Source organism: Streptomyces sp. NBC_00996 (assembly GCF_045162675.1).
Lineage (GTDB): Bacteria > Actinomycetota > Actinomycetes > Streptomycetales > Streptomycetaceae > Streptomyces.
In genome coordinates, this window is record NZ_CP108723.1 from 2897503 (window position 1) to 2914889 (window position 17387).

Below are 17387 nucleotides of genomic sequence, written 5' to 3' on the forward strand. Positions count from 1 at the left end.
GGATAGCCGCCGCCGAAGCCCCAGCCGGATCCGTGTCACGCGTCCCTCCCAGGTGTGCCCGGCGCCGTCAGGCGAGGCGGACCCGGGTCAGCCGTCGACGGCGTCGAGTTCGCGAACCGCCTCCGCGAAAGCGTCACCGCGCTTGTTGTAGTTGGCGAACATGTCCATGGAGGCGCAAGCCGGGGCCAGCAGCACCGTGTCGCCGGTGCGAGCGAGCCCCCGCGCCTCCCGAACCGCCGCGAGCATCGCCCCAGTGTCGGTCCGCTCAAGGTCGACGACGGGTACTTCCGGCGCGTGTCGCGCGAGCGCTTCCCGGATGAGGGCACGGTCGGCACCGATCAGGACAACGCCCCGAAGCCGCTGTGCCGACTTGGCGACCAGCTCGTCGAAGGTCGCGCCCTTGGCCAGCCCGCCCGCGATCCACACGATCGACTCGTACGCCGCCAAAGAGGCTTCCGCGGCATGTGTGTTGGTCGCCTTGGAGTCGTCGACGTACGCGACCCCGTCCACGTCGGTGACGTGCGCGATGCGGTGGGCGTCCGGCTCGAAGGCCCGCAGCCCGTCGCGTACCGCCTGGGCGGGCACCCCGAAGGCACGCGCCAGGGCCGCCGCCGCAAGGGCGTTGGCGATGTTGTGCGGGGCCGGCGGATTGACGTCCGACACCTCCGCCAGCTCCTGGGCGTTCTTCTGCCGGTTCTCGACGAAGGCGCGGTCGACCAGGATGCCTTCCACGACGCCGAGTTGGGACGGCCCAGGGGTGCCGAGTGTGAAGCCGATCGCCCGGCAGCCCTCCTCGACGTCCGCCTCGCGCACCAGGTCCTCCGTGGCCTTGTCGGCCACGTTGTAGACGCAGGCGACCCGATTGCCCTCGTAGATACGGCCCTTGTCGGCGGCGTACGCCTCCATCGAGCCGTGCCAGTCGAGGTGATCGGGCGCCAGATTCAGTACGGCTGCGGAGTGGGCTCGCAGCGAGGGTGCCCAGTGCAGCTGATAGCTGGAGAGTTCGACGGCGAGCACGTCGTACTTCTCCTCGCCGAGCACCGCGTCAAGGAGCGAGACGCCGATGTTGCCGACCGCCGCCGTGCGCAGTCCGGCCGCCTTCAGGATCGAGGCGAGCATCTGGACGGTCGTGGTCTTGCCGTTGGTGCCGGTGACCGCGAGCCAGGGCGCGGCGTCGGGGCCGCGCAGCCGCCAGGCGAGTTCGACGTCGCCCCAGACCGGGACGCCCGCCTCGGCGGCCGCGGCGAACAGCGGCTTGTCCGGCTTCCAGCCGGGCGCGGTCACGATGAGCTCGGTGCCCTCGGGCAGGGTCGCGCCGTCACCGAGGCGCACGGTGATGCCGAGCGCCTCCAGCTCCGCGGCCTGGGCCCGGGCGCGCTCGTCGTCGCCGTCGTTGACGACCGTGACGACCGCACCGAGGCCGTGCAGCACCTTGGCCGCCGGGATGCCGGAGACGCCGAGCCCGGCGACGGTGACGTTCTTGCCCTGCCAGTCGGTCACTTCTTGGCTGCCCATCCTGCGTAGAAGAGGCCCAGACCCACAATGACGCACATGCCCTGAATGATCCAGAAGCGGACCACCACAAGGACTTCGGACCACCCCTTGAGTTCGAAGTGGTGCTGGAGTGGCGCCATGCGGAAGACGCGCTTGCCGGTCAGGCGGAAGGAGCCGACCTGGATGACGACCGACATGGTGATCAGGACGAAGAGACCGCCGAGCAGCGCGATCAGGAACTCGGTGCGGGAGCAGATCGCCAGACCCGCGAGCGCTCCGCCGAGAGCCAGCGAACCGGTGTCGCCCATGAAGATCTTGGCGGGCGAGGTGTTCCACCACAGGAAGCCGAAGCAGGCGCCCATCAGCGCAGAGGCGACGACCGCGAGGTCGAGTGGATCGCGTACTTCGTAGCAGGCGGCCGGGTTGGTCAGGGTCGTCGCGTTGGCGCAGGACTCCTGGAACTGCCAGACGCCGATGAACGTGTACGCGCCGAAGACCATCACGGAGGCGCCGGTGGCGAGACCGTCCAGGCCGTCCGTGAGGTTCACGCCGTTCGACATGGCGAGGATCATGAACAGCGCCCAGACCACGAACAGCACCGGGCCGATGGACCAGCCGAAGTCCTGGACGAAGGAGAGCTTCGTGGAGGCCGGGGTGTTGCCGCGGTTGTCCGCGAACTGCAGCGAGAGCACCGCGAAGGCGATACCGACGGTCAGCTGGCCGGCCATCTTCGCCTTGGCCCGCAGACCGAGCGACCGACGCTTGACGATCTTGATGTAGTCGTCCAGGAAGCCCACCAGGCCCATGCCCGCCATCAGGCCGAGCACCAGCAGTCCGGAGAAGGTCGGCGGCTTGCCGGTGATCACCTTGCTCATGAAGTACGCGATGAGCGTCGCGAGGATGAAGGCGATACCACCCATGGTCGGCGTACCGCGCTTGCTGTGGTGCTCTTTCGGCCCGTCGTCACGGATGTACTGGCCGTAGCCCTTGCGGGCCAGGAGCTTGATCAGCAGCGGGGTGCCGACCAAGGTCAGGAAGAGGCCAATGACTCCTGCGAACAGGATCTGCTTCATCATCGGGCGGCAACCTCACTCTCGGCACCGCTGTCGAGCAGCGCCTGCGCCACCCGTTCGAGCCCGACCGACCTGGACGCCTTCACGAGTACGACGTCCCCTGGGCGCAGTTCACTGCGCAACAGGTCGACAGCCGCCTGTGCGTCGGACACGTGCACCGACTCCTCACCCCACGAACCCTCGTTATATGCGCCCAGTTGGAGCCAGGACGCTTCCCTGCCCCCGACCGCGACGAGCTTGCTGACGTTGAGTCGGACGGCGAGCCGTCCGACCGCGTCGTGCTCGGCGAGCGCCTCGTCCCCGAGCTCGGCCATCTGACCGAGCACCGCCCACGTACGACGTCCTCTGCCCATGGCCGCGAGCGCGCGCAGGGCGGCTCGCATGGACTCGGGGTTCGCGTTGTAGGCGTCGTTGACGACCGTCACGCCGTCCGGGCGCTCGGTGACCTCCATCCGCCAGCGGGAGAGGGAGCCCGCCTCGGAGAGCGCTCGGGCGATCTCGTCTGCGGACATGCCCAGCTCATGGGCGACGGCGGCCGCGGCGAGCGCGTTCGACACGTGGTGCTCACCGTACAGGCGCATGGTCACGTCACTGCACCCGGAGGGTGTGCGAAGGCTGAAGGAAGGCTGTCCAGTCTCCGTGAGACGGACGTTCTCGGCGCGTACGTCCGCTTCGTCGGACTCTCCGAAGAGGATCACGCGGGCCTTCGTGCGGGACGCCATGGCGCGTACGAGGGGATCGTCGGCGTTGAGGACCGCGGTGCCGTCCTCCGGGAGCCCTTCGACCAACTCGCCCTTTGCTTGCGCGATTTGCTCGCGGCCGCCGAACTCGCCGATGTGGGCGCTGCCGACGTTGAGGACCAGGCCGATCTTCGGCGGGGTGAGGTCCGCCAGATAGCGGATATGGCCGATGCCGCGCGCCCCCATCTCCAGCACCAGGAACCTGGTCTCCTCGGTGGCGCTGAGCGCGGTGAGCGGCAGCCCGATCTCGTTGTTCAGCGAGCCGGGCGTGAAGACAGTCGGCGCCTTGCTCCGCAGCACCTGGGCGATCAGGTCCTTGGTGCTGGTCTTGCCCGCGGAACCGGTGAGGGCCACGAGGGTCGCGCCGAGCCGTTCGACGACATGGCGCGCGAGAGCGCCGAGCGCCGCCTGTACGTCCGCGACGACGATCGCGGGCACGCCGAGGGGGCGGGACGCCAGCACCGCGACCGCGCCGGCCTCGATCACCGCCTCGGCGAAGTCGTGGCCGTCCACGCGCTCGCCGACGAAGGCGACGAAGAGGCTGCCGGACTCCACCTCACGGGAGTCCTTGACGACCGGTCCGGTGACCTGTACCGCCGGATCCGGTATGTCGTACGTCTGCCCGCCGACGACTGCTGCGATCTCGGCGAGAGAGAGGGCGATCACAAGTTCATCCCTGGGTCTTCTGGATAGCTTCGCGAAGCACCTGGCGGTCGTCGAAGGGACGCACCACCCCGGCGATGTCCTGGCCCTGCTCGTGGCCCTTGCCCGCGACCAGCACGGTGTCGCCCGGCTCTGCGCGGGCGACGGCGGCCGCGATGGCTGCGGCCCGGTCCTCGAAGACCTGGACCTCACCGCGCTCGTGCGCCGGCACCTCTGCGGCGCCGGCGAGCATCGTCGCGAGGATCGCGAGGGGGTCCTCGGAGCGGGGGTTGTCGGAGGTCAGTACGGCGGTGTCGGCGAGCCGCGCCACGGCCGCGCCCATCGGCATCCGCTTGGTCCGGTCCCGGTCGCCGCCGCAGCCGAGCACCACGTGCAGACGACCGCTCGTCACCTTGCGCAGGGCGCGCAGGACCGATTCGACGGCGTCCGTCTTGTGGGCGTAGTCGACGACGGCAAGGTAGGGCTGGCCCACGTCCACGCGCTCCAGGCGGCCCGGGACGCCCGGCACGGCCGCAATGCCGTCGGCGGCGGTCTGCGGGTCGAGCCCGGCGACCGCGAGAGCGACGATCGCGGCGAGCGTGTTGGCCACGTTGAAGGGGCCCGCGAGCGGCGACCTGGCGGAGATCCGCTCGCCCTTGGGGCCGACCGCGGTGAACGTCGAGTCCATGGGGCCGACTTCGACGTCCTGAGCGCGCCAGTCGGCGTCGGGGTGCCCCTCGGCGGAGAAGGTGACCACGGGGACGGTGGCCTCCTTGGCGAGCCTGCGGCCGTACTCGTCGTCGAGGTTGATGACGCCGAGTTTGCTGCGTTTCGGTGTGAACAGCTGCGCCTTGGCCCGGAAGTAGTCCTCCATGTCGGAGTGGAACTCCATGTGTTCCGGGCTGAGGTTGTTGAAGACGGCGATGTCGAAGACGCAGCCGTCGACCCGTCCGAGGACCAGCGCGTGGCTGGAGACCTCCATCGCGACCGCCTCGACCCCGCGCTCGCGCATGACCGCGAACAGGGCCTGGAGGTCGGTGGCTTCGGGAGTGGTGCGCTCCGACTTGATCCGCTCGTCGCCGATGCGCATCTCGACCGTGCCGATCAGCCCGGTGGAGCGGACCCTCTTCAGGCCGCCCTCGACGAGGTACGCCGTCGTGGTCTTGCCGGAGGTGCCGGTGATGCCGATCTGGAGCAGGTCGCGCCCGGGGTGGCCGTAGATCGTGGCCGCGAGCTCACCCATCCGCCCGCGCGGATCGTCGACGACCAGGACGGGAAGGCCCGTGGCGGCGGCGCGCTCCGCGCCCGTCGGATCGGTCAGCACGGCGACCGCACCGAGACCGGCCGCCTGGGTCACGAAGTCGGCGCCGTGCATGCGGGCGCCGGGCAGTGCGGCGTACAGGTCGCCGGGGCGCACGGCCCGCGAGTCATGGGTGATGCCCGTGACCTCCGGGGTCGACGCCGGGGCGGTGGCACCCAGCTGATCGGTCAGTTCCGCGAGGGGTGTGGCGGAGACGTGAACCGGTCGCGGCGGCCCCGGATATGTCACAGGAACGCCCTTCTGGGTGGTTTGGGACTGATCAGCGTGTGGCACGGCGGTGAGCGTACCGGGCGCACCCCCGCCGGAGCGAAGCGAGGGGTTGGGCGGGGGCTGGTTCCCGGAGGCCGGGGTGATCGTTGTCACGAGCTGTTCCTGGTCCGTTGTGCGTGGGGGCTGATCAGGGCGTGCGGTCGCAGTGGATCACGGCTTGAAGCTGACGGGAAGGTTTGCGGCCTTCGCCCCGGTGGGCGGGACCTGGAGGGTCTTCAGGGCGAACTCCATGACCTGCTTGTAGATGGGTCCGCAGGTCGTGCCTCCGAAGTAGCTGCCCCTGGTGGCGTTCTGGAGGGCGCAGTAGACGGTGACGCGCGGGTTGTCCGCGGGTGCGAATCCGGCGAATGACGAGGTGTAGCCGTGGTACTTGCCGGTGGCCGGATCCACGCGGTTGGCCGTACCCGTCTTGCCTGCGACTCGGTAGCCGGGGATACGCGCCTTGATGCCGGTGCCCTGCTCGTCGTCCACGACGGACTCCAGCATCTGGGCGAGGGTCTTCGCGGTCTTCTCGCTCACGACCCTTGTCTTCTTGGGCTGGGCGGCGGGGGTGAAGCGGCCGTCGGGCCCCCTCGTGCCGCGCACCAGCGTCGGCTCGATGCGTACGCCGCCGTTGGCGATCGTCGAGTAGACGGAGGCCCCCTGCACCGCGTTGATCGACACGCCCTGGCCGAAAGGGATCGTGTACTGCTGCGACGTCGACCATGTGTCGGGGCGCGCGAGAATGCCCGCGGTCTCACCGGGGAAGCCGAGCCCGGTGTGACTGCCGATGCCGAACCTGCGCAGATACGAGTAGAGGACCCGGTTGGCCTCCTTCTGTGTCTTGCCGAGCTGGCCGGTCGCCAGGATGGTGCCGATGTTGCTGGACTTGGCGAGTACGCCGTTCAGCGTCAGGTACCAGGTCGAGTGGTCGATGTCGTCCTGGAAGAGCCGGTCGCCGCGGTGCAGCCGGTTGGGCACGACCACATGTGTGTCGGGCGTGGCCACGTTCTCCTGGAGGACGGCGGCCATCGACATGAGCTTGGCGGTGGAGCCGGGCTCGTAGGCGTCCTGGAGGGCCGCGTTGCCCATGGCCGCGGAGTTGGCCTGGGAGAGGTCGTTCGGATCGAAGCCGGGCGAGTTGGCCATGGCGAGGATCTCGCCGGTCCGGGTGTCCTGCACTATCACGTACCCGCGGTCCGCCTTGGACTTCTTCACCTGCTCGGTGATCGCGTTCTGCGCGGCCCACTGGATGTCCCGGTCGATGGTCAGCTCGACGTCGGAGCCGGCCACGGCGGGTGTCTCGGTGGAGCCCACGGTGGGCACCTGGCGCCCACCGGACTGGGCGTAGCGGATCTTGCCGTCCTTGCCCGCGAGCTCCTTGTTCAGCTGCTGCTCGATGCCGCCGCCGCCCTTGCCGTCGGCGTTGACCCAGCCCAGTATCCCGGCGGCGAGATCACCGTTCGGGTACACGCGCTTGCTGGCCGGGACCGCGAGGACTCCCGCGAGGACGTTGACCGTGCTCTTGTCCGTCTCCGCCTTGGCCCCGAGCGTGGTCTTCAGGTCCTTGATCTGCTTCCAGACCTGGGGGGTCTGGCGGTGCGCGAGCAGGGCGTAGCGGGTGTTCTTCGCCTTCAGCTTCGCGGCGACGGCGTCCATGCTCTGGCCGAGGATCGGGCCGAGCAGCGCCGCGGCCTGCTCGGGCGCGTCGCTCACCGTCGTCGCCTCTTTCGTGAACATCGTCGGATCGGCCGTGATGTCGTACGCGTCCACGCTCGTCGCCAGCTCGACGCCGTTACGGTCGGTGATCTCGCCGCGCTCGGCGGCCAGCGTGCGCCCGACGTACCGGTTCTGCTCGGCCTTCGCGGCATACGTGCTCGCGTCCACGGCCTGCACCTGGAGCAGCCGTACGACGAAGGCGACCATCACCAGGGTGAGCCCGAGGCTGACCATGCGCAGGCGAGGGCGGGGACTGCCGAGCCGGATGACGCGGGGGCCGCTCGGCCCGGATGCGCTCGGGCGGCGGGCGGGGCGGGCACCGGGGCCCGGGCGCCGCTGGCCCCCGGGGCGTACGGGCCTGGCGGGGCCGGGCACGCGGCGGCGCGGCGGTTCCCTGTCGGACACTTCCGTCACCTGCCGGGGTTGGTGGAGGGCTGTGCGGACGGGGCGGGAGCCTGGAGGGCGGGCGCGGCCGCGGACGGCTGCGGGGCGGGATTCGGGGGCCGGCTCAGGGCGGAGGCGAGGACCTCGGGCGCGAGGATCATCGGGGTGGATACGGAGGACCGCTGGGCGGGGGCTCCCGGGACACCCTTGACGGTGCCGTCGGGGTTGAGGAAGGCCGGGTCGCCGCCGGGGACCATGCCCAGTTCGCGGGCGCGGCGCTGGAGGGCGTCGGGGGCGGAGTAGGCGTCCACGTCCCGCTGCAGGGCCTGCTCCTCGTCGGTGAGGCTCTTGGTGTCCTTCTGGAGGTCGTCCAGGCGGAACGCTCCCTCGCTGAGCGCGGAGTTCAGCGCAAGGAGCCCGATGAGACCGCCGCCGAGCAGGAGCACGACCAACAGGACGAAGGGGGTACGGGCCGCCTGTCCGGCACCGGCCGGCAGCAGCCGCGCGAGCCGGGCGGCCCGCCCCCTGAGCTCCGGTTTCCTGCTCACGCGCCCTCCCTGCGAGTTTGGTGTCCCAACTGCGCGGTCGCTCGGCGGGCCCGGCCTCCGGACCGCCCGCCCGCCTCGCGAGTCCGGCCTCCGGGCCGCACACTTGCCTCGCGGATCCGACCTCCGAACCGCATACTTGACTCGCGCCCGCGGCCTCCCGACCGCACGCTTGCCGCGTGAGTTCGGGCTCCGGACTCACTGAGTCCTTGCGGGTTCGGCTCCCCAACCAACACCATCCCGGGGGTTTGGATATCCAACCCACGGCACCCCGGGAGTTCGGGTTTCCTGCTCACGCGCCCTCCCTCTCCCCGCGCCTCACTCGGCGTCCTCCCGGATGCGTTGCGCCCCCCGCAGCCGGGCGGGAGCCGCTCGCCGGTTCTCGGCGACCTCTTCCTCCGTGGGAAGTTCGGCACCGCGGGTGAGCAGCTTGAGGCGGGGCTGGTAGCGCTCGGGGACGACCGGCAGACCGGGCGGCGCGGTGGTGGCGGCGCCGGCCGCGAACACCTGCTTGACCAGCCGGTCCTCCAGCGAGTGGTACGACAGCACGGCGATGCGGCCACCGACGGCGAGCGCCTTCACGGCCGCCGGAATCGCCCTCTCCAGGACGCTGAGTTCGCCGTTCACCTCGATGCGCAGCGCCTGGAAGGTGCGCTTGGCGGGGTTGCCGCCGGTGCGCTTGGCCGCCTGGGGCAACGAGTCACGGATCAGCTCGACCAGCCGTGCACTGTTGGTGAACGGCTCCTTCTCGCGTTCACGCACGATCGCGGACACGATCCGCTTGGCCTGCTTCTCCTCGCCGTACGCGCGCAGGATCCGCACCAGCTCGCCGGCCGGATAGGTGTTGAGCACCTCGGCCGCGCTGATGCCGGTCGTCTGGTCCATGCGCATGTCGAGCGGGGCGTCCTGCGCGTACGCGAACCCTCGGTCCGCCTCGTCGAGTTGCATCGAGGAGACACCGAGATCGAAGAGCACGCCCTGGACGCGCGGGATGCCCAGGCGGTCGAGCACGTCGGGGAGTTCGTCATAGACCGCGTGCACGAGAGTGGCGCGTTCGCCGAAGGGGGTGAGCCGCTCCCCGGAGAGCCGCAGCGCCTCCTTGTCGCGGTCGAGGGCCACGAGCCGGGCCTCGGGGAACCGGGCGAGCAGCGCCTCACTGTGCCCGCCGAGTCCCAGGGTGCAGTCGACGACGACGGCTCCCGGCTCGGTGAGGGCCGGGGCCAACATGTCCAGGCACCGCTGGAGCATCACCGGGACGTGTCGACTCTGGCTCAAGGGGCCCTCTCAGGTCCGGCGCGCCCGTACGCACCGCCGGGTCCCCGCCCGCTCGAGAAGGGGAGGCCTGCTGGCGCCGGGTGAGTGGCGTCAGCCGACCGGGAGCGGGAGGAGGCCGAGCCGTACGTACGCGCCGCGCACGCGGGGAGACGCCGGAAAATCGCCGGGTCTCCGGGGGATAACGCCAGCAGGGAGAGCCTCGCCTCCCGCTTCGCGTCACTTTAGTCCACGGTGTCTCGCGGTCAATCAACCGGCATGCGCGTCGCGAGGCCGGACGCGCGCGAAGCGGTAAATCGGAAAGAATCACCTGGAAGGGTGCACTTCCGCCACCCGTGTGGGTTACCTCACAAGAGGACGCGATGACGTTGTTTTCCCGATCTCACAGCAGGACCGGACCCCACGTGACCAGTACCGTCATAGCTATGACGACTTCTGCATCCGTTCCCACTGAGCCCGAAGGCGCCATAGCCGATGGCGGCGCCGTCACAGACCGCCTCGTCGAGGCGAACGAGCAGTACGCCGCTGCCTTCACCGACCCCGGGATGGACGCCCGTCCCGTCCTCCACGTCGCGGTGGTGGCCTGCATGGACGCCCGCCTCGACCTGCACGCCGCGCTCGGCCTGGAGCTGGGCGACTGCCACACCATCCGCAACGCGGGCGGCGTCGTCACCGACGACGTGATCCGCTCGCTCACGATCAGTCAGCGGGCGCTCGGCACCCGCAGCGTGGTCCTCATCCACCACACCGGCTGCGGCCTGGAGTCCCTCACCGAGGACTTCCGGCATGAGCTGGAGATGGAGGTCGGCCAGCGCCCCGCCTGGGCGGTCGAGGCCTTCCGGGACGTCGAACAGGACGTACGGCAGTCGATGCAGCGCGTGCGCACCTCGCCGTTCCTCCCGCACACCGACGACGTACGCGGCTTCGTCTTCGACGTCAAGACCGGTCTGCTGCGCGAGATCGACCCCACCTGACCGGCTCCGCCGAACCCCGATCGCCCGCCGTCGATACCTCGTGGGACTCTCTCTTCACGAAAAACCCCGGCCTTCCGGCGCCCAAAGGGCCGTAAGACCTGACATATCGCGGCCAGTTATCCACAGGCGAGTGACACGAACCGGTAACGGCAACAAGAATGCGGGTGTGGCGTCACGCGGAACTATTCGCGCGTGGTGTCCGTGTTTCGGGGTGGGCCGGTCCGCACAGGGCGTCGGCCCGAGAACGGGCCGAGGAGGGCCGGGTGACGACCTATGACGATCGAGCGAGCCTTACGGATCTGACCGCCACTGTGGAGCGTGTCCGCAGTTCGGTGGAAGGAGTGATCGAAGGCAAGCCTGAGGTCGTACGGCTTTCGCTGACCGTGCTGCTCGCCGAGGGGCATCTTCTGATCGAAGATGTCCCCGGCGTCGGCAAGACCATGCTCGCCAAGGCATTGGCGCGGTCCATCGACTGCTCGGTGCGGCGTATCCAGTTCACGCCCGACCTGCTGCCCTCGGACATCACGGGTGTGTCCATCTGGGACCAGCAGCGCCGGGACTTCGAGTTCAAGCCGGGCGCGATCTTCGCCCAGATCGTGATCGGCGACGAGATCAACCGCGCCTCGCCCAAGACGCAGTCCGCGCTCCTGGAGTCGATGGAGGAGCGCCAGGTCACCATCGACGGGCAGACCTACGAACTGCCCAGCCCCTTCATGGTGGTGGCCACGCAGAACCCGGTCGAGATGGAAGGCACCTACCCGCTGCCGGAGGCTCAGCGCGACCGTTTTATGGCCCGCGTCTCCATCGGCTACCCCAGCGCGGACGCCGAGTTGCAGATGCTGGACATCCACGGCGGGGTGAACCCGCTGGACGACCTCCAGCCGGTGGCGCACGCGCACGAGATCGTGAAGCTGATCGACGCGGTCCGCACCGTCCATGTCGCCGACCCGGTGCGGCGCTACGCGGTGGACCTGGTCGCGGCCACGCGCACGCACCCCGACCTCAGACTCGGCGCCTCGCCGCGTGCCACGCTGCATCTGCTGCGCGCGGCGAAGGCGTCCGCCGCCCTCAGCGGCCGGGAGTTCGCGTTGCCGGACGACGTCCAGGCGCTCGCCGTGGCGGTCCTGGCCCACCGTCTGCTGCCCACGGCCCAGGCGCAGTTGAACCGTCGTACGGCCGAGCAGGTCATCCAGGAGATCCTGCAGCGCACCCCGGTGCCCGCGGCTCCCCAGCAGCAGGCAGGCTTCACGATGGGCCGCGGCGCCACCGCCTACGGCCAGCAGCCGCCCCGGAGGCTGTGATGACGCAAGGGGGCACGGGGCACACCGCCGAGGAGGACAAGGGCGGGCTGCGCACCGCGCTCGCCGGACTCACCACGCGCGGGCGCTCCTTCCTGGCCGCCGGAGTCGCCGCCGCGATCTGCGCGTACGTCCTGGGGCAGAGCGATCTGCTCCGGGTCGGGCTGCTCCTCTCGGTCCTGCCGCTGGTCTGCGCGACCGTGCTGTACCGCACCCGCTACCGGGTCGCGGGCAGCCGCAGGCTCTCCCCCGCGCGCGTGCCCGCCGGTTCCGAGGCCCGCGTCCATCTGCGGATGGACAACGTCTCGCGGCTGCCCACCGGACTGCTGATGCTCCAGGACCGGGTGCCGTACGTGCTCGGTCCGCGGCCCCGGTTCGTCCTGGACAGGGTCGAGGCGGGCGGCCGCCGCGAGGTGTCCTACCGCGTGCGCTCGGACCTGCGCGGCCGCTATCCGCTGGGACCGCTGCAGCTGCGGCTCACCGACCCCTTCGGGATGTGCGAGCTGACCCGTTCCTTCTCGACGTACGACACCCTGACGGTCATCCCGCGCGTGGAGGCGCTGCCGCCGGTGCGGCTGGCCGGCGAGGCGAAGGGGTACGGCGACGGACGGCAGCGCTCACTGGCGCTGGCCGGCGAGGACGACATCATCCCGCGCGGGTACCGCTACGGCGACGACCTTCGCCGGGTGCACTGGCGCCTCACCGCGCGCTACGGCGAGTTGATGGTCCGCCGCGAGGAGCAGCCCCAGCGCTCCCGTTGCACGGTGCTGCTCGACACCAGGGGCATCGCCTTCCAGGGCGCGGGCCCGGACTCGGCCTTCGAGTGGGCCGTCTCGGGCACGGCGTCGACGCTGGTGCACATGCTGGAACGGGGCTTCTCGGTACGGCTTTTGACCGACACCGGCAGCTCGGTGCCCGGCGAGGGCGCCGACGGGTTCGCGGGCGCCAGCCAGGAATCGGCGGACGCGGCCGGGCTGATGATGGACACGCTCGCCGTCATCGACCACTCCGACGGCACGGGCCTGTCCCGGGCGTACGACGTACTGCGCGGTGGGAACGAGGGGCTGCTGATCGCCTTCCTCGGCGATCTGGACGAGGAGCAGGCGACGGTGCTCGGCAAGATGCGCCAGCGCAGCGGCGGGGCCGTCGCCTTCCTGCTGGACAGCGAGACCTGGGTACGGGAACCGACGGACATCCCCGGCCCGTTGGACCAGAGCGAGAACCGATTGCGCATGCTGCGCGAGGCGGGCTGGACCGCCGTGATGGTGCCGCGGGGGGCTGGGCTCGCCGACCTGTGGCGGGAGGCGGACCGACAGCGCACGCACATGGCGTCGACGGGGAGTACGGCGGGGGGTGACGGCTCATGAGCGGGCGCGCGCGACTGGCACTGTGCGCGGCGGCGGCCACGCTGATGGCTGCCTGCGCCCTGCTGCCGCTGGTCGACCCGGCGACCTGGATCTTCCAGGCCGCGTTCCTGCTGGCGATGCAGACCGCAGTGGGCGCGCTGACCCGGCGGGTTCCGCTGGCCCGGCCGCTGACCGTGGCGGTGCAGGCGCTGGTGACGCTGATGCTGCTCACGCTGTCGTTCGCCCGCCAGCAGGCCGTCGTCGGGATCGTCCCGGGTCCCGAGGCCTTCCACCGATTCGGAGTCCTGCTGCAGGCGGGCACCGACGACGTCGGGCGGTACTCGATTCCGGCGCCGCTGTCCGACGGCATCCGGCTGATGCTGGTCGGCGGCGTCCTGGTGATCGGGCTCGCGGTCGACGCGCTCGCGGTCACGTACCGCAGCGCGGCCCCCGCCGGACTGCCGCTGCTCGCGCTGTACTCGGTCGCCGCGGGGCTCTCCGGAGGCGGCGCCGCATGGCTGTGGTTCCTGCTCGCGGCCGCCGGCTATCTGATGCTGCTGCTGGCCGAGGGCCGCGACCGGCTCTCTCAGTGGGGCCGTGTCTTCGGCGGGGCGCCCCGCACACCGGGCCCCGACCCCGCAACCGGCGCCGTCGCGCCGGTTCGCACCGGGCGGCGGATCGGCGCGGTCGCCCTGGGCATCGCCCTGGTGGTGCCGCTCGGCCTGCCCACCCTCGACGGCGGTCTGCTGGGCGGCACTGGCACGGGCGTGGGCACGGGCTCCGGGGGCGGCGGCACGATCTCCGCGGTGAACCCGCTGGTCTCGCTCCGCGACAGCTTGAACGTGGACGAGGACCGCCAGGTCATGTCCTACCGCACCAACACCGACGACACCCAGGACCTGTATCTGCGGATCGTCTCCCTGGACGACTTCGACGGCACGGCCTGGAAGCCCGCCCAGCGGCACATCCAGGACGTGCCGGACACGCTCCCGACGCCGATCGGTCTCGGCAGCGACGTCCAGCGGGCCTCGATCCTGACCCGTATCTCGGCGGCCGACTGGTACGCGCAGGACTGGCTCCCGATGCCGTACCCGGCGAGCAAGGTGAAGATCAAGGGCAGCTGGCGGTACGAGCCCGTGGGGCGCACGCTCGTCGGAGACCACGGCCAGAACACGCGCGGCGCGCAGTACGAGGTCACGAGCCTGATCGTGCAGCCGACGGCAGCACAGCTCGCGAGCGCGCCGGAGCCGTCGGCGGCGCTGAAGCGCGAGTTCACCAAGGTGCCGGGGTCGTTGCCCCCGGTGGTCGCGGCGACTGCGCGCAAGGTCACCGAGGGCTCGACCAACCGCTACGAGCAGGCAGTCAAGCTCCAGGACTACTTCGCCGTCAGCGGCAACTTCCGGTACGACACCCAGGTGCAGGTCGGCAGCGGCTCCGCCGCGATCGCGCGCTTCCTGAAGGAGAAGGAGGGCTTCTGCGTCCACTTCTCCTTCGCGATGGCCGCGATGGCCCGGACGCTGGGGATACCGGCCCGCGTGGCGGTGGGCTTCACACCGGGCACCCCGCAGGCCAACGGTTCGATGTCGGTGGGGCTGCGGGACGCGCACGCCTGGCCCGAGCTGTACTTCGAGGGAGTGGGCTGGACCCGCTTCGAGCCCACCCCGAACCGTGGCACGGTGCCGCAGTACACCCAGACGGACACACCCGGCACCGATGTACCGAACGTGCCGAAGCCGACGCCTTCGTCCTCCACGGCGCCCTCCGCCGCGCCGTCGGCCAGCGAGAGCTGCACGGCGCAGCAGCGGAAGCTGGAGGCGTGCCCGAGCGAGTCCTCACTGGCGGCGGTGGGTTCCCACGACGACAGCTGGCCGTGGTTCAAGATCCTCGGGATTGCCTTGGCAGGCCTCCTGATCCTGGGAGTGCCGCAGCTGCCGATGCTGTGGCGGATGCGGATGCGCTCCGTTCGGCTCGGCGGGCACGGCCGCACCGATGCGGACGCGGCGGAGTACACGCTGGGGGCCTGGCAGGAGGTGACCGATACGGCGTGGGACTACGGGATTGCGCCGGACGAGTCGCAGACGCCGCGCAAGGCCGCCGCGCGGATCGCCCGTCTCGGGGGTCTCGATCCGACGGCGTCGGACGCGGTGCACCGGCTGGCCGCGGCTGTGGAGCAAGTGCTCTACGCACCGCATCCGCGACCGGTGGCGGGCCTCGCGGACGACGCGCGGCGCATTGCGGACGCCCTGCGCACCTCCGCGAGCCGCGCCGGCCGCCTCCGCGCCCTCCTCGCGCCCCGCTCAGCCATCCGCGTGGTCTGGGCCGCCTCGGCCCGCTGGACGACGCTCAGGGCCCGCCTGGCGGCCCGCAGGGAGACGCTGCTACGCCGCCCTTCGGGCCAGAACGGCTGACCGCCGAGTAGCGTCCAGCGGCCCGGCCCCTGTCCCGCCCCGGGGCGGGGGCCGTGGGCTTACCACCACGGCACTCGCCGCCCGCGCGCCGACGGCTGCACCGGGGCAGCCGCCGACCGCTGGCGCCGTGCGCCTGCGCTTTCGTCACCGCTACCGCTACCGCGGTGGGCAGTCGTCCCGCAGGGCGGCACGGGTGGGCACAGCCACCAACGCCGGGTGCCGTTGCAGCGGAGATAGATCCCCCGGCACCGGGGCTGGGGTAGGGGCGGGTCGCGCAGCCCGGCGCTTACGGGGTGCCGGTGTGAACACCCGTGCCGCCCCCAGCAGCACGCATGCCCACAGCTACGACGGCTGAGACGGCACCGGCGACCACAAGACGGCTACGGCGCCGGGGGCTTCGGGGCATGCGCGAGGGGGTGTCCGCCCGGGTCGGGCGGACACCCCCTCGTATGGATGTCTTCGGTTGCGGCGCTCGGAGGGCTAGTGGCCCTGTTCGTCGCGGCGACGCTGCCAGCGTTGTTCGATGCGGTCCATCAGGGAGCGGCGCTGTCGGCCCTGGCGGCGAGCGGCGGGTGTGCCGGGCCCTGCCGGCTGTTCACCCGGCTTGGGAGCCTTGCGCCAACCGGTGACGGCAAGTACCGCACAGCCCAGCATGACGAGGAATCCCACCACGCTCAGCCAGATCTGAACTGCGACCATTCCGGCCATGAGGAGCGCGATACCCACCAGGAAGCCCGCGACCGCCTGGTATACCCGTCGTCGGGTGTACGTACGCAGCCCGCTTCCCTCAAGCGCTGTCGCGAACTTGGGATCTTCGGCGTACAGCGCTCGCTCCATCTGCTCGAGCATTCGCTGCTCGTGCTCCGAGAGCGGCACGGAGTCCTCCTCATCGTGCAGTCGCCGGGGCGACCGGGGGTCCCCTTCAGGATAGGCAGGGAATCGCCCCCGTGAAACCCGCCCCTCTACGCCAATTCGCCAACCGGAACCCGCCATGGCACCCCGATCCACTGGGGCGTGCATTCCCCAGCGAACGGTCCGTCATGCCGGACGGTCTCCCTCGATCATACGGCGCCGAGCACCCGATCGGGGGGTCTGTGGCGTACTCCATCTGCCGCCAAGCCCCTGATCAGCGGCGCACCACAGGAGGCGGCTCAGCCCTCGGCAGCCCCCTGGGCCTCACCAAGCACATGGAGCTGCGTTGCCACGGAGTGGAACGCGGCGAGCTCGGCGGCCGCCGCTTCCAGCTTCAGCAGTGCTTCCAGGGCCCCCGGTTCGGTGTCCACGAGCACCCCCGGAACCAGGTCGGCGAAGACCCGGACACCGTGTACGGCAGCGACGCGAAGGCCGGCGCCCTCGACCAGGGTGGTGAGCTGTTCGGCCGTGAAGCGGTGGGGTACGGGATCACCCTCGCCCCAGCGTCCGTCCGGGTCATCGAGCGCCTGCCTGGCCTCGTTGAAGTGCCCGGCCAGCGCGCGGGCCAGCACGGCTCCGCCCAGGCCCGCGGCGAGGAGGCTGAGCACGCCCTCGGGGCGCAGCGCGTCCACCACGTTGCGCACGCCCTCGGCCGGGTCGTCCACGTATTCCAGGACGCCGTGGCACAGCACCGCGTCGTAGCCACCGCGGCCGACCACGTCGAAGAGCCCGTGCGCATCGCCCTGGACGCCCTGCACCCGGTCGGCGACGCCGGCCTCGGCGGCCCGGCGCTCCAGCGCGAACAGCGCGTTCGGGCTGGGGTCGACGACCGTGACTCGGTGGCCGAGGCGGGCCACCGGCACCGCGAAGTTGCCGCTGCCGCCCCCGGTGTCGAGTACGTCGAGGGACTCCCGCCCCGTGGCCTTGACCCGGCGGTCCAGGGCGTCCTTGAGGACCTCCCAGACCACGGCGGTACGGAGAGAAGCGCGGGGGCGCATCGGGTCCGACAC

At 71.0% G+C, this 17387-nt stretch carries 13 protein-coding genes; 4 read left to right on the forward strand and 9 right to left on the reverse strand.

The window, feature by feature from the left end; genetic code table 11:
• Window positions 1–87: 87 nt before the first annotated feature.
• The 7 genes from murD to rsmH form a co-directional block, all read right to left on the reverse strand.
• Entirely contained in the window at window positions 88–1515 is a 1428-nt protein-coding gene (gene murD / locus OG390_RS13690; RefSeq protein WP_406167845.1) for a UDP-N-acetylmuramoyl-L-alanine--D-glutamate ligase, read from the reverse strand.
• A complete protein-coding gene (gene mraY, locus OG390_RS13695; RefSeq protein WP_399078166.1) occupies window positions 1497–2570 on the reverse strand; it encodes a phospho-N-acetylmuramoyl-pentapeptide-transferase in 1074 nt (357 codons plus the stop codon). Before mraY ends, murD begins: the two co-directional genes overlap by 19 nt.
• Entirely contained in the window at window positions 2567–3973 is a 1407-nt protein-coding gene (gene murF, locus OG390_RS13700; RefSeq protein ID WP_406167848.1) for a UDP-N-acetylmuramoyl-tripeptide--D-alanyl-D-alanine ligase, read from the reverse strand. Before murF ends, mraY begins: the two co-directional genes overlap by 4 nt.
• 4 nt (window positions 3974–3977) lie before the next feature.
• The gene (locus OG390_RS13705) at window positions 3978–5498 is read right to left on the reverse strand and encodes a UDP-N-acetylmuramoyl-L-alanyl-D-glutamate--2,6-diaminopimelate ligase (RefSeq protein WP_406177648.1); all 1521 of its coding nucleotides are present in this window, start codon (window positions 5496–5498) and stop codon (window positions 3978–3980) included.
• Window positions 5499–5690: 192 nt separating this feature from the next.
• Window positions 5691–7643 carry a peptidoglycan D,D-transpeptidase FtsI family protein gene (locus tag OG390_RS13710; RefSeq protein ID WP_406167850.1) on the reverse strand — a complete coding sequence of 651 codons (1953 nt, stop codon included), beginning with the start codon at window positions 7641–7643 and terminating at the stop codon, window positions 5691–5693.
• 5 nt (window positions 7644–7648) lie between these two features.
• A complete protein-coding gene (locus OG390_RS13715) occupies window positions 7649–8170 on the reverse strand; it encodes a septum formation initiator family protein (RefSeq protein WP_406167852.1) in 522 nt (173 codons plus the stop codon).
• A 315-nt stretch (window positions 8171–8485) separates the two neighbouring features.
• A complete protein-coding gene (gene rsmH, locus OG390_RS13720) occupies window positions 8486–9442 on the reverse strand; it encodes a 16S rRNA (cytosine(1402)-N(4))-methyltransferase RsmH (RefSeq protein WP_406167854.1) in 957 nt (318 codons plus the stop codon).
• Between the two features lie 359 nt (window positions 9443–9801).
• Here rsmH and OG390_RS13725 point away from each other — a divergent pair, with 359 nt between their 5' ends.
• The 4 genes from OG390_RS13725 (at window position 9802) to OG390_RS13740 (ending at window position 15465) form a co-directional block, all read left to right on the forward strand.
• Window positions 9802–10413 (forward strand): beta-class carbonic anhydrase, encoded by a 612-nt coding sequence (locus tag OG390_RS13725; RefSeq protein WP_399078176.1) that lies wholly within the window; start codon window positions 9802–9804, stop codon window positions 10411–10413.
• A gap of 263 nt (window positions 10414–10676) precedes the next feature.
• Entirely contained in the window at window positions 10677–11714 is a 1038-nt protein-coding gene (locus tag OG390_RS13730; RefSeq protein ID WP_406167856.1) for an AAA family ATPase, read from the forward strand.
• The gene (locus tag OG390_RS13735; protein WP_406167858.1) at window positions 11714–13078 is read left to right on the forward strand and encodes a DUF58 domain-containing protein; all 1365 of its coding nucleotides are present in this window, start codon (window positions 11714–11716) and stop codon (window positions 13076–13078) included. The genes OG390_RS13730 and OG390_RS13735 overlap by 1 nt, the downstream gene beginning before the upstream one ends.
• Complete coding sequence (locus OG390_RS13740) at window positions 13075–15465, forward strand: DUF3488 and DUF4129 domain-containing transglutaminase family protein (protein ID WP_406167859.1); 2391 nt, start codon at window positions 13075–13077, stop codon at window positions 15463–15465. Before OG390_RS13735 ends, OG390_RS13740 begins: the two co-directional genes overlap by 4 nt.
• A 480-nt stretch (window positions 15466–15945) precedes the next feature.
• On the opposite strand, the gene OG390_RS13745 is transcribed toward OG390_RS13740, so the two are convergent.
• Window positions 15946–16341, reverse strand: coding sequence for a DUF3040 domain-containing protein (locus OG390_RS13745; protein ID WP_406167861.1), 396 nt, complete (start codon window positions 16339–16341; stop codon window positions 15946–15948).
• Between the two features lie 275 nt (window positions 16342–16616).
• Window positions 16617–17387, reverse strand: a complete 771-nt coding sequence (locus OG390_RS13750) for a methyltransferase (protein WP_406167863.1) — start codon at window positions 17385–17387, stop codon at window positions 16617–16619.